At 63.8% G+C, this 12,813-nt stretch carries 13 protein-coding genes; 7 read left to right on the top strand and 6 right to left on the bottom strand.

Annotated elements, in window-relative coordinates; all coding sequences use genetic code 11:
• Nucleotides 1-34: 34 nt before the first annotated feature.
• The 3 genes from ACWAT4_RS37470 (at nucleotide 35) to ACWAT4_RS37480 (ending at nucleotide 2,601) form a co-directional block, all read left to right on the top strand.
• Entirely contained in the window at nucleotides 35-850 is an 816-nt protein-coding gene (locus ACWAT4_RS37470; protein WP_212302700.1) for an MBL fold metallo-hydrolase, read from the top strand.
• Between the two features lie 63 nt (nucleotides 851-913).
• Entirely contained in the window at nucleotides 914-1,435 is a 522-nt protein-coding gene (locus ACWAT4_RS37475; protein ID WP_212302701.1) for a hypothetical protein, read from the top strand.
• Between the two features lie 113 nt (nucleotides 1,436-1,548).
• Nucleotides 1,549-2,601, top strand: coding sequence for an amidohydrolase family protein (locus tag ACWAT4_RS37480; protein WP_212302702.1), 1,053 nt, complete (start codon nucleotides 1,549-1,551; stop codon nucleotides 2,599-2,601).
• 74 nt (nucleotides 2,602-2,675) lie between these two features.
• Here ACWAT4_RS37480 and ACWAT4_RS37485 read toward each other — a convergent pair whose 3' ends face one another.
• Entirely contained in the window at nucleotides 2,676-3,131 is a 456-nt protein-coding gene (locus ACWAT4_RS37485; RefSeq protein WP_212426037.1) for a cupin domain-containing protein, read from the bottom strand.
• A 237-nt stretch (nucleotides 3,132-3,368) separates the two neighbouring features.
• Here ACWAT4_RS37485 and ACWAT4_RS37490 point away from each other — a divergent pair, with 237 nt between their 5' ends.
• A complete protein-coding gene (locus tag ACWAT4_RS37490) occupies nucleotides 3,369-3,923 on the top strand; it encodes a hypothetical protein (protein WP_212302704.1) in 555 nt (184 codons plus the stop codon).
• A gap of 75 nt (nucleotides 3,924-3,998) precedes the next feature.
• Here ACWAT4_RS37490 and ACWAT4_RS37495 read toward each other — a convergent pair whose 3' ends face one another.
• On the bottom strand, nucleotides 3,999-5,255 hold the full coding sequence (locus tag ACWAT4_RS37495; RefSeq protein ID WP_212302705.1) for an aminopeptidase: 1,257 nt from the start codon (nucleotides 5,253-5,255) through the stop codon (nucleotides 3,999-4,001).
• A 113-nt stretch (nucleotides 5,256-5,368) separates the two neighbouring features.
• A complete protein-coding gene (gene pcaB / locus ACWAT4_RS37500; RefSeq protein WP_449729428.1) occupies nucleotides 5,369-6,730 on the bottom strand; it encodes a 3-carboxy-cis,cis-muconate cycloisomerase in 1,362 nt (453 codons plus the stop codon).
• 247 nt (nucleotides 6,731-6,977) lie between these two features.
• Here pcaB and ACWAT4_RS37505 point away from each other — a divergent pair, with 247 nt between their 5' ends.
• Nucleotides 6,978-7,376 carry a BA14K family protein gene (locus ACWAT4_RS37505; RefSeq protein WP_449729429.1) on the top strand — a complete coding sequence of 133 codons (399 nt, stop codon included), beginning with the start codon at nucleotides 6,978-6,980 and terminating at the stop codon, nucleotides 7,374-7,376.
• 247 nt (nucleotides 7,377-7,623) lie between these two features.
• Entirely contained in the window at nucleotides 7,624-9,183 is a 1,560-nt protein-coding gene (locus ACWAT4_RS37510; RefSeq protein WP_212426033.1) for a winged helix-turn-helix domain-containing protein, read from the top strand.
• A gap of 38 nt (nucleotides 9,184-9,221) precedes the next feature.
• Here ACWAT4_RS37510 and ACWAT4_RS37515 read toward each other — a convergent pair whose 3' ends face one another.
• The gene (locus ACWAT4_RS37515; RefSeq protein ID WP_212426032.1) at nucleotides 9,222-9,644 is read right to left on the bottom strand and encodes a GFA family protein; all 423 of its coding nucleotides are present in this window, start codon (nucleotides 9,642-9,644) and stop codon (nucleotides 9,222-9,224) included.
• 120 nt (nucleotides 9,645-9,764) lie between these two features.
• The gene (gene mddA, locus ACWAT4_RS37520) at nucleotides 9,765-10,553 is read right to left on the bottom strand and encodes a methanethiol S-methyltransferase (protein ID WP_449729430.1); all 789 of its coding nucleotides are present in this window, start codon (nucleotides 10,551-10,553) and stop codon (nucleotides 9,765-9,767) included.
• A gap of 133 nt (nucleotides 10,554-10,686) precedes the next feature.
• On the opposite strand from mddA, the gene ACWAT4_RS37525 reads away from it, so the two are divergent.
• Nucleotides 10,687-12,237 carry a winged helix-turn-helix domain-containing protein gene (locus tag ACWAT4_RS37525; protein ID WP_449729431.1) on the top strand — a complete coding sequence of 517 codons (1,551 nt, stop codon included), beginning with the start codon at nucleotides 10,687-10,689 and terminating at the stop codon, nucleotides 12,235-12,237.
• 12 nt (nucleotides 12,238-12,249) lie between these two features.
• Here the strand turns inward: ACWAT4_RS37525 and irrA are convergent, their stop codons facing one another.
• Nucleotides 12,250-12,720 (bottom strand): iron response transcriptional regulator IrrA, encoded by a 471-nt coding sequence (irrA, locus tag ACWAT4_RS37530; RefSeq protein ID WP_212302712.1) that lies wholly within the window; start codon nucleotides 12,718-12,720, stop codon nucleotides 12,250-12,252.
• Between the last annotated feature and the right edge of the window lie 93 nt (nucleotides 12,721-12,813).

Here is a 12,813-nt window from a genome sequence, read left to right on the forward strand (position 1 = left end):
GCTAGACTTTCCCTGACGTCATCGGGGACTGGATATGTGGCGACTCATTTCGGCGGCATTTGCGCTGTTGAGCGCATGTCTCTCACCTGCCCTCGCCCAGCAGCCGCCTCAACGCGGCGAATGCCTGGCGATGGCGAACGCGGCGCCTCGCATCATGCCGGCGGCCTTCCGGCAGGTGGCGGCCGCGCCGGAGGTCGAGATCACCTATGCCGGCCACTCCACCTATTTCATCGACACGCCCGGCGGGGTACGCATCGCGACCGACTACAGCGGCGCCTATCAGGTCGGCCGGCTGCCTGACGTCGTCACTATGAACCGGGCCCACAGCACTCATTACTCCCTCAATCCCGACAAGCGCATTCCCCATGTGCTGCATGGCTGGGGCGAGGACGGCAAGCCGGCCATCGTCTCGGAACGCATCGGCGACACCTTCATCCGCAACGTCACGACCGACATCCGCCGCTATTTCGGCGACGATTCCGGCGCGGACATGATCCGCGACGGCAACTCGATCTTCATCTTCGAGGTCGCGGGCCTCTGCATCGGCCATCTCGGCCATCTCCACCACAAGCTCGACGACAGCCATTTCGCCCAGATTGGGCGGCTCGACATCGTGATGGTTCCGATCGACGGCACCTACACCATGTCGCTCGACGGCGTCTCGGAGATCACCAGGCGGCTGCGCGCCTCGGTGGTGCTGCCGATGCACCGCTTCGCCACCCCGCTCGACGAATTCATGCGCCGCATCGGCCAGCAGTTCGAGATCGACCGCCGCACCCAGCGTTCCCTGCGGATATCGCGGGATACGCTGCCGTCGACACCGACGGTAATCATCCTCGACGGGGTCTGACGCAATTTTCTCCAAGCCGGCTCGCGGCCGGTCGTGCTGACCTCCTGGCAGGAGGAGATCTACATGACCGACTTTGCGAGATTACTGCACACGGACGGACCCAACCCCGAACACGCGGCGGCGCTGGGGCTCTATGGCCGTTTCGTCGGTGACTGGAATGCCGAGATCACGGCCCACGGCGCTGATGGAACGAAGCACGCCGCCCCCGGCGAAATCCATTTCGGCTGGGTGCTGGAAGGGCGCGCGGTGCAAGACGTCTGGATCATTCCGCGTCCCGCCGGCAGCCCGGCCTTCCCGATCGCCGGCAACTGGTACGGCACGACACTGCGCGTCTACGATCCCTCCATGTCGGCGTGGCGGATTTGCTGGTTCGATCCGGCGCGATGCGTGTTCCGCCAGCAGATCGGCCGCGCGCGCGGCGAGGACATCGTGCAGGAGGGCACAACCGAGGCCGGTGATCTCACGCGATGGAGTTTCGTTGACATCACAGGCGATTCCTTTCACTGGCTCGGCGAGGTCAAACCCGCGGCTGCAACGGAATGGCGACTGGTGGTAGAGGTGAGAGCGACACGGCGCAAGGGCTGAAGGCAACGTCGCCGTGCTCGCGACGGAGGGCGCGGTTGCGCAAGGCGCGCTGCTGCGTGACGAGACGAGGTGTTAGGCTCCCCACCGCAAAGAAGATGAGGGAGCGAACATCGATGGCCGCAAGCGGTCTGCCCGCCAACACCAGCGGGCTATTCGTCGAACCGCGCGAGGACTGGCTCGTGCAACATCAAGAGGCGATCATCGATCCCGCGCGGCCGATCGTCGATCCGCATCATCATCTCTGGAATCGCGGCCAGCGCTATCTGATCGAGGAGATGGCCGCCGACATCGCCTCCGGGCATAACATCATCGCCACCGTCTATGTCGATTGCCGCTCGATGTACCGCGCGCATGGGCCGGAGGCATTCCGGCCCGTCGGCGAGGTCGAGTTCGCCAACGGCGTCGCCGCCATGAGCGCGAGCGGTGGCTATGGCAAGGCGGCGATCTGCGCCGGGATCGTCAGCCATGTGAACCTGCTGCTCGGCGACGCCGCCAAGCCGGTGCTGGAAGCGGAGATCGCTGCCGGCAACGGCCGCTTCCGCGGCATCCGGCATTCGTCCGCCTGGGACGAGGACCCGGTCGTCGCCGGCATGTATGCGAACCGGCCGAAGGGGCTGTTGCAGGACCCGGCCTTCCGCAAGGGCTTTGCCTGCCTCGCGCCCTTGAACCTCAGCTTCGATGCCTGGCTGTTTCATCCGCAAATCGGCGAGCTGACCGAGCTCGCCCGCGCCTTCCCCGGCACCAGGATCGTGCTCGATCATTGCGGCGGGCCGGCCGGGGTCGGCCGCTTTGCCGGTCGGCGCGAGGAGGTGTTTGCGCAGTGGCGCGCCTCGATCCGGGAGATCGCCAGTTGCGAGAACGTGGTGGTGAAGCTCGGCGGCCTCGCGATGTGCCTGCTCGGCTACGACTTCCATCTGCGCGAGAGGCCGCCGTCGTCCGAGCAGCTTGCCGCGGCGTGGAGGCCTTATGTCGAAACCTGCATCGAGGCGTTCGGCGTGAAGCGGGCGATGTTCGAGAGCAATTTCCCGCCGGACAAGGGCCAGTGCAGCTACCAGGTGATCTTCAATGCCTTCAAGCGCATCGCCTCAGCCTTGAGCGAGGCGGAGAAGACCGCGCTGTTCTCGCAGACCGCGACGGATGTCTACCGGCTCGAACTGCCGTCATGACGCGAAAGAGGGGCCGGGATGTTGGTCCCGCCCCCTCTTCCGTCGTGGCCGCTGGGAAGCGTCCGTGAAAATGATCAGCCGGCACCCATCAGCGTCGCAGGGCGGCGCTCGCCGGGCGAGAGGAACATCCGCTTCAGCTTGTTGACGACGCGGACCATGAAGCCGATGACCGCAGGATTGGTCTTGCGGCAGAAGGCGATCTTCTTGACGTGGCCTTCGACATGCCATTTGGCATGCGCGCCATCGCGGAAGAAGATGACGTCGCCGACGCCATAACGCTTCGGCGGAAGCCCGTCGCTCTCGAGCACGATCGATCCTTCCAGGATCATGATCGTCTCGTCGAAATCATAGTACCAGTTGAAGCGGCCTTCGGTGCAGGACCAGATGATGGTCGAGGAGGTGCCGTCCGAGCTGGTCGAGAGGATGTGCGAACGCGAAACCGGGTTACCCTCGATGATCCAGGCCGGCTCGATCGGCCGCAGCTCCAGATCCACATTGCAACTACCGATTTCAATCAAAGCTCGCGACATCTGCTTCCCCAGGGGATATAATTAAATATGGCCGGGTCTCGGCCCGGATTGTTCGAAAGATGTTGGGAACGCTAGTAGCCGGTTTTTAATTCTTTCTTACGCAGGCCCCGACAATCAGCCGCAAGTTGCAGATGCGAAGCGGTTAACGTCGAGATTTCCCTGCAAATTCGCGCACATGAACCCGACTTTTCCCGGGTGCGACAAAGTGCGCGAGACGACCTGGAAGGAGCCCCACCGATGTCCCTGACCCCAGAGGTTCTGACAACCCAAGGCGAGGTCGTCGCCTGGCTCGGGAGCCTCGATGTCGCGTTCGCGCCAGACGAGGAGCCCTGGTTCACGATCGACGGCGTCGAAAGCCCCAGGCAGATCGGCAGTGACGGCTCCGGCGGCGCCTTCGTGCTGCTGCCGACGGAAAATGTGCTCTACGTCTCATCGGAGGGACGCGCCGGGATCATCGCCGGGAGTTTTGAAGCGTTCATCCAGCTGGTCGTCGCCCGCCCCTATTGGCTGGACATCCTCAAATTCTCCGCCGGCGGCGATCTCCAGGAAATGCGGCGCGCGGCGGACGCGCTGGAAGCGACACTCGACGACGAGGACGACGTCAACGAGGCGCGAGAGGAAATCCGAGCAAGCCTTGACCTGCCGGAGGCGGACGATCCGGTCGGCGCGCTCTACGAGGCCGTCGCAGCGTCCGACGCCATCGTCCGGGCCATGGACGGCAGCCCGTTCACGACGCTGTTCAACCGCTTCAGCATCGACAACAACCCGACGCTGCGCCACGCGGCGGCGTGAGTGACTATTGCTTTGGCCAGTTGTTCACCCCTCCCCAGCGGGGAGAGGTGAAGAGCCCTCGCGCACCAGCGTCGGTTACTTCGCCCACTCGCCCTTGCGAAACACCGGCACCTTGCTGCCGTCGGCCAGGATGCCGTCGATGTCGGTCTCGGCCGAGCCGATCATCCAGTCGATATGGATCAGGCTCTGGTTGCCGCCTTGCGCGGCGATCTGCTGCGGCGTCAGCTGCGCGCCGTTGATGAAGCATTTCGAGTAGCACTGGCCGAGCGCGATGTGAGACGCTGCATTCTCGTCGAACAGCGTGTTGTAGAACAGCAGCCCGCTCTGCGAGATCGGCGAGGAATGCGGCACCAGCGCCACTTCGCCGAGCCGTCGTGCGCCCTCATCGGTGTCGAGCACCTTGTTCAGCACCTCGGCACCGCGTGAGGCCTTGGCGTCGACGATCTTGCCGTCCTCGAAGCGCACCGCGATGTTGTCGATCAGCGTGCCCTGGTAGGACAGCGGCTTCGAGCTCACGACATGGCCATAGACCCGACGGCAATGCGGCGTCGTGAAGACCTCCTCGGTCGGAATGTTGGCGTTGCAGCTGATGCCGTTCTTGGAGAGTGAGGCGCCGCCTTCCCATTCATGGCCGTCGGCCAGCCCGATGGTGAGGTCGGTGCCGGGACCACTGTACTGCAGCGCGCGGAAACGCTGGCCGTTGAGCCAGTTGGTGCGCTCGCGCAGCACCGCATTGTGGCTGGCCCAATTGGCCATCGCGTCCTCGCGATCGACGCGCGAGGCCGCGAAGATCGCATCCGCGAGCTTGCCGATCGCGACCTCTTCGGAATCGTTCGGGAAGACCTGCTTGGCCCAGGACGGGCTCGGATAAGCGATGATGTTCCAGTTGGTGTCGAAATTGACGATCTTTTCCAGCGCCGGCTGATAGGCCATCGAATTGGCCTTGCTGGCGCGCGCCACCTTGGAAGGATCCTCCCCCGACAACAGCATCGGATTGTCGCCGACGATGGCGAGACGGGCGGTGTTGTCCGAGAACGCCTTGGCCATGCCCTCGTAGAGCCAGTTGGCGGCGCGATCAAAACTGCTGTCGTGGCCGTGGCGGTAGCGCGCCAGCGTCATCTCCTCGTCGGAGAGAATCGGCGTCACGATGCCTGCCCCGGCCTTGTAGGCGTGGACGGCGATGCGCCGCACCAGCGGCAGCGCGATCGCCGGCGCCGTCAAGAGCAGATCCTGTCCCGGTCGCAAGCCCAGTCCCACCTTCACCGCCACCTCGGCCAGCCGGTCGAGCTTCACGGGATCGATGGTCGTGGAAGTATCGCGGTGATCAGTCATGCCGGGTCCTCTGCCGAAAGTCTGTCATTCAATCTAAGCCTAGCATCACGAGACACAAGTGTGCGAGCGCCTTGCAAGCCGTGAAAGATACGCAGTTTCACGCATTTTGGTTTTCAACGCGTTGCCGATTTCAGCACCCGGTCGACCATGGCAGGGGCAAGACCGAGGTAATTTTTCGGTGAAGTGAGGGCCTCGATGGTGGCACGATCGATCCGGCTCGACACGCGGGTGTCGGAGGAGAGCGCGTCCGCGAGCATCAGGCCCTTCTCGTTGGCGAGCCGGCAGGCGTCGTAGACCACGTCGTGCGCATCTTGCCTGCCGATCTGCGGCGCGAGCCCCATCATGACCGCTTCGGCCACAATCAGACCGCGACTAAGGGCGAGGTTGTCGTTCATCTTTGCCTCGTCCACGATGAGGCCGGCGAGCGCAAACTTCGCCTGGTGCAGCGCGCCTGCGGTCAGCACGAAGCTTTCGGGGATCGCCATCCATTCGGCGTGCCAGGGGCCGGTGGCGCGCTCGAAGTCCTGCACCATGGCATCCAGCATCAGGCCCGCCTGCTGGCGCACCGCCTTGGAGGCCGCAAGCATCAGCTCCGAGGAGATCGGGTTGCGCTTCTGCGGCATGGTCGAGGAGGCGCCGCGCCCCTTGACGAAGGGCTCATAGACCTCGGCGAATTCAGTCGAAGCCATGATCATGATGTCGAGGGCGATCTTGCCGAGCGAGCCGGTGACCAGCGCGAGGAAATTGACGGCTTCCGCAAAGCCGTCGCGCGCGACGTGCCAGGTCGAGGCGGGAACACCGAGCTTCAGCTCGGCGCAGAGCGCCTCCTGCACCTCAAACCCCTTGTCGCCAAGCGAGGCCAGCGTGCCGGCGGCACCGGCGAACTGCCCGACCAGAACGCGCGGCTTCAATTGCTTGAGACGCTCGGCGTGGCGATCGAACATCGCAAGCCAGATCGCGGTCTTGTAGCCGAACGTCACCGGCAGCGCCTGCTGGAGATGGGTGCGGCCCGCCATCGGCGTATCGCGATGGCGCTGCGAAAGATCGGCGAGGATTGTTCGCAGCTCGGCGATGTCGCGTTCGATGATCTCGAAGCCTGCGCGCAATTGCAGCACCACGGCAGTGTCCATGATGTCCTGCGTGGTCGCGCCCCAATGCACGTAGCGGCCGGCCTCACCGCACTGCTTCACCAGCTGATGCACGAGCGGCAGGATCGGATAGCCGACGATATCGGTCTCCTGCCGCAAGAGATCGAAGTCGAGCGCGGTGACATCGGTCCGCGCCGAGATCTCGTCGGCGGCCTCTTGCGGGATCACGCCGCACCTTGCCTCCGCCTTCGCCAGCGCCACCTCGATCTCGGCGTAACGCGCGACCAGCGCGACGTCGGAAAACACCTCGCGCATCGCGGGCGTGCCGAAGGCATCGCGAAACAACATGGAATCGAGCACGGTGGTCGAAGCGGGAAAGACGGGCATGGGCGTTTCTTTGCGGCGGTTGTTGTCTCTGGGGACAGCTTACGCGGGCCGCAGCGTTCGGCAATGAACATTCGGACCTAACCACACATCTGATGTCGTCCTGGCTTTCGCCAGGACGTCGATGAGGAGATGTCGGCGTACTCCCGCAACACCACCATCCTGTCCAAATCTTAATTCAGCGCGCTTGCGCACTTGCACTATCACTTGCCTGCGGCGCGCCGTGCCGCCGCATGACGAGGAGACCACAATGTTGAAATCGTTTCGCTTCGTTGCTGGAGCTTGTCTGCTGGCGGGCCTGTCGGCTGCGACATTGACCGCGGTATCGGCGGCGCCGGTTGGCCAGCCGCTCGCGATGACGCAAACAGCACCCGGTCAGATCGAGCAGGTGCGCTGGTACGGACATCGCCGCTGGGGCGGCGGCGCGTTCGTCGGCGGGCTCGCAGCCGGCGCAATCATCGGCGGCGCAATCGCTGCGCCCTATTATTACGGTTCGCCTTATTACTATGGGCCGGGCTATCCGCCGCCGCCCGCTGCTTACGGACCTCCGGAAGGCGACATCCAATACTGCATGCAGCGCTACAAATCCTATAACCCGAACACGGGGCTCTATCTCGGCAACGACGGCCGGCGCCATCCGTGCCCATGACGATCTGCCATGACGACCCGCCGCGGCATCCGGATATCGTCCGGGTGCCGCGACAATCTGACCAAGACAATCTGACTGAAGCCGCCACATTCCAATTCAGGTTGTAGCCCTCAGCGCAAATGGCATAGCAGCCATCTGGATGTCGCGTTGAACCAGGTCGACCTCCCGGCGGACTCACAGACTTCGAGTCGAAATCCATTTTGATTTCATCATTGCTTGAAGTCACCGTGAGACCTGAGTTTTCGACGTGCAGTTCATGTTCCAGGACCACCTTCTCGACACCGACCGGCGCGAGCTGAGCCGCGAGCAGGTTCCCGTTTCCGTGGAACCGCAGGTCTTCGACCTCGTCGTCCATCTCATGGAAAACCGCGACCGGGTCGTCAGCAAGGACGAGCTGATCGACAAGATCTGGCACGGCCGCAGCGTCTCCGAATCGACATTGACCAGCCGGATCAACGCGGCGCGCAAGGCGGTCGGCGACAGCGGCGCGAGCCAGGCGCTGATCCGCACCATCGCGCGCAAGGGCTTTCGCTTCGTCGGCAACGTCGAGACCAAGTCGGGGACGGTGACGGCGGAACTCCGCCGCAGCGTCACAGCGTCGCACGCCTCGCTTGCGCTATCCGACCGCCCCGCGATCGCCGTGCTGCCCTTCACCAACATGAGCGGCGACCGCGAGCAGGACTATTTCTCCGACGGCATCAGCGAAGACATCATCACCGCATTGTCGAAACTGCGCTGGTTCTTCGTCGTCGCGCGCAATTCCTCCTTCGTCTACAAGGGCCGCGCCGTGCATCTCAACGAGATCGCGCGCGAGCTCGGCGTGCGCTATGTGCTGGAAGGCAGTGTGCGGCGCAGCGGCGATCGTGTGCGGATCTCGGCCCAGCTCAACGACGTCTCGACCGGCGGCCATCTCTGGGCCGAGCGCTACGACCGCAAGCTCGCCGATATCTTTGCCGTGCAGGACGAGATCACCGAAGCCATGGTCGCCGCGATCGAACCGCAGCTTTATGCCGCGGAAAATTTTCGCGCCCAGCAGAAGCCACCGGGCAGCCTCGATGCCTGGGATTTCGTGATGCGCGCACTGTCGCATTACTGGCGCATCACGCGCGAGGACAATGCCTCGGCACAGAGGCTGCTCGAGCAGGCGATCGCGATCGACCCTGCCTATGGCAAGGCGCTGGGCCTGCTCGCGACCAGCCATATCTTCGGCGCCCATATGGGCTGGGCCGACATGGCCGCGACCGTCCCCGTCGCGGAAGCCGCAGCGCTCGCCGCGGTGGAAGCCGATCGCGACGATGCCTGGGCCCATCACGGCCTCGCTTATACCTATTTGTTCCGCCGCCGCTTCGACGACGCGCTGGCGGAATTCGAGCTGGCGCTGACGCTCAACCCGAACTTCGCGATGGCACACGCCTTCTACGGGGTCACGCTGTGCTACGCCGGACGATGGCAGGACGGCGATGCCGCTGCACGCCGCGCGCTGCAACTCAGCCCGCGCGATCCACTCGCCGCGATCTATTGCGGTGTTGCAGCCTACGCCCAGTTCATCGGCCGCAACTACGAGGACGCCATCCAGATGGCGCGGGAATCGATGCGGCAGCGGACCGATTTCGTCGGCGCGCATCGCGTGCTGACGGCCGCCGCCGGCATGACAGGCGATTCCGCGCTTGCCGCCTCCGCGCTGGAAGGATTACGCCGCGCCCAGCCCGGCATCTCGCTCGCCTGGATCACACGGGAGTTGCCGATGCTGCGCGAAGAGGACCGCGCGCATTATCTTGAGGGATTTCGGCGCGCGGGGATGAGGTAACGTATATCCCCTTCCCGTTTGCGGAAGGGAGGCAGCCTCTACTCCTGCATCATCTCGCCGCTACCGCCGAACTCGGCCGGAAAGTCCTTCAGCTTGGGCAAGCCGTCGCGCATCGGCAGCACCGTCTCGGAATAGTTGACGTGGACGCCGGGCGCGAAGGCGAGCGTCGGAATGGTAGCGGTGAAGACGTCGATCAGGGCCAGCGGCGGGTGATTGGTCATGAGATGGCCGCCGCACCTCTTGCAATATTTGCGCTGGCTGAGCGGCGTCTTGGCAAAGGTCCCGACGTTCTCCGCGCCTTCAGTGATGCGCACGGCCTCCGGCTTCCACAGGCTGAAGGCATTCACCGGTCCGCCCGACCACGATCGGCAGGATCGGCAATGGCAATAGCCCATCGCTTCCGGCGCGCCCGTGACCTCGATCGTGACCGCGCCGCAGAAGCAGTGTCCGGCATGTTTCATCTTGGTTCTCCTAAGATGGAAATTCTTGAGCTGGAACTCTTGGATTGGAACTCTTGGATTGGAAATAAAGTCCGGCTGCGCGTCCTCCGATCGGCGGACGCGCGGCGGAGGGCGCGGCAGCTAGGTTGACCGGCGCCAGGGAATAAGCATCGAGACTCGTTGTTTGTACTGCCGGTAGTCGTCGCCAAAGAGATCGACGAGATCGTGCTCCTCCAGCGCGATGCCGACGAAGATGTAGGCCGTGGTCACGGCCGCAAACAGCAGGTGGCCTGCGGTCATGATCGGTGCCGCCCAGAAGGCGATGATGAAGCCGAGATAGATCGGATGACGGACGAATTTGTAGAGCAGCGGCGTCTTGAACCGCGGCGCCGTGGCCTGCTTGCCGACGAGATGGTTGGTCACCTGATGCAATCCGAACAATTCGAAATGATTGATGATGAAGGTCGAGGTGAACACCAGCACCCAGCCCGCGAAGGACAGCGTGATCAACGTCACGGCAAGATCCGGATTTGCGACGTCCCATATGACCGTGCGCAAAGGACGCCACTGCCAGAACAGGAGGAGCAATGACAGGCTCGCGAACAGCACATAGGTCGAGCGCTCGACCGGCTTGGGGACGAATTGCGTCCACCACGCCTTGAAGCGCTGGCGCGCCATCACGCTATGTTGAACCGCAAACAGCGTCATCAGCAGCAGATTGATGATCACGGCTTCGGCCGTGGGCGTGTCGGTTCCAGTGTCGATGGTCTTCGGCACCGCCAACCCCATCACGAAGCCGATGGCATAGAGAATGGTGACGAAGAACACGAGATACGCCGCAATTCCGTAAAGAAAGGCGATGAACTTGAAAATGCGTGAGCCCGCAATCTCCGGGCCGACGGAATGAACCTGATGATCGAGTTGGGTCATGGAAAGCTCCGTTGTGCCGGGGCATCGGCACGGCTTGATCCCTGCACCATGCCGGACCGGAGGCCGGAAGACTTTCGCGGACGGTTGATTTTCACCTGAGACGACTTTGATTTTTGCTTGAGATGACAGAAACGTGCGATTTGTCTTTGAAAACAATGTGCTCGACGGCGACCTGCGCGAACTGACCTGCGCCGGAACGACCGTGCCGCTGCAGCCGCAGGTGTTCGATCTGCTGCTTTACCTCGTTGCGGAGCGCGCCCGCGTCGTCAGCAAGGACGATTTGATCAGCCAGATCTGGAGCGACCGCATCGTCTCGGATTCCGCACTGAACAGCCGGATCAATGCCGCACGCAAGGCGCTCGGCGACGACGGCGCGACGCAGCGGCTGATCAAGACGATTCCGCGCAAGGGCTTTCGCTTCGTCGGCGAAGTCCGGGAAGAAGCGGCAGCCAGGCCTGCGTCGACCGAAGCAGTGCCGGGTTCGGCGCGCGTCGCGACGGATCGTCCGGGTATCGCCGTGCTCGCCTTTGAGAACATGAGCGGCGACCCCGCCCAGGAATATTTCGGCGACGGAATCAGCGAGGACATCCTCACTGCGCTGTCGAAGCAACGCTGGTTCATCGTGATCGCCCGCAATTCGTCCTTCACCTACAAGGGGCGCGCGGTCCACATCAAGCAGATCGCCGAGGAGCTCGGCGTGCGCTACATCGTCGAGGGCAGCGTACGCAAGGTGGACAACCACGTGCGCATCACAGCACAGCTCAACGACGCCACCACCGGCGGCCACCTCTGGGCCGAGCGCTACGACCGCGAGCTGGTCGACGTCTTCGCGGTGCAGGACGAAATCACCGAACGTATCGTCGCGGCGATCGAACCCCAGATTCACGCGGCCGAGAATTTCCGCACGCATCGCAAGCTGCCATCGAGCCTGGACGCCTGGGACCTGCTGATGCAGGGACTGTCGCACTACTGGCGGGTGACGCCGCAGGATCACGCCGCGGCGCAGAAGCTGCTCGAGCGCGCGATCGCAATCGATCCGAATTACGGCCAGGCGCTGGCAGTATTCGCCGCAAGCCACATGTTCGGCGTGCATCTGGGCTGGGCCGAACTGGCCACGACGGCACCGATCGCGGAGGACGCCGCGCTCGCCGCGATGCGCTGCGACCACGACAATGCCTGGGCCCATGCCGCGCTCGGCAGCGTCTGCTTCTCGACGAGCCGGCTTGCGGACGCGCTGTCCGAATTCGAGCAGGCGCTCGCGCTCAATCCGAACTTCTCGTTGGCGCAGGGCTATTATGCCCTGGCGCTATCCTATGCCGGACGATCGAGCGACTCGTTCGAAGCGGCGCAAAAGGCGATCAGGCTCTCGCCGCGCGATCCGTCGCTGGCGATCTATTACGGCATCGCCGGCTATGCCCGCTTCACCGAGCGGCACTATGACGAGGCCATCGCTCTCGCGCGCGAGGCGATTCGCCATCGCGGCGATCTCACCGGCGCCTATCGCGTGCTCGCCGTCTCCGCCGGCATGACCGGCGACAGCGCGTTGGCGGACATGGCGCTGGGGGAGCTCCGCCGCACCCAGCCCAATATCTCGCTGGACTGGATCGCGACGCAACTGCCCTGGGCCAATGACGCGGATCGCCAGCACTATCTGGAAGGATTTCGGCGGGCCGGATTGAACTGATCGGCGCTGCCGCTAGGAGGGCTTCCGGCGCAGATGGACGATGACGTCGAGCCGCTCGATCTCGTGGCCGGGAAGCGCGTTCGGCACCTTGCTGAAGGCAAGGCCGCCGGCGACGTCGACCAGAACATCCTCGCCCTCCAGATAGAAGTGCGGATGCACGGAGGTGTCGGTATCGAAGAAGGATTTGATGCCGTCGGCCGCGATCCGGCGCAGCAGGCCGGCTTCGGTGAACTGGTTCAGCGTGTTGTAGACGGTGGCCAGCGACAGCCGCAGATTGGCCGCCATGGCCTCGTCGTAGAGGCCTTCGGCGGTGACATGACGATGCTCTCCCAGCAGCAACATTTTGCCCAGCGCCAGGCGATGCCGCGTGGCCCGCAAGCCGGCATCGCTGAGCAATCGCACGCAACGTGCTCCGGCCTCGTCCGCGACCGGCGCAACGAGATCATCTGTTTCCGTTTCGGGAAGGCCCGAGAGGACGTCCATTGCCGACCGTCTCCGCATGCATGACGTTGCGCGTCCCGCAATCGGATCGCAAACGCATCGGGTTGGCGTTGATCCTGATCAAATTTCCGGCGA

It is taken from the genome of Bradyrhizobium sp. T-1, from assembly GCF_053592855.1.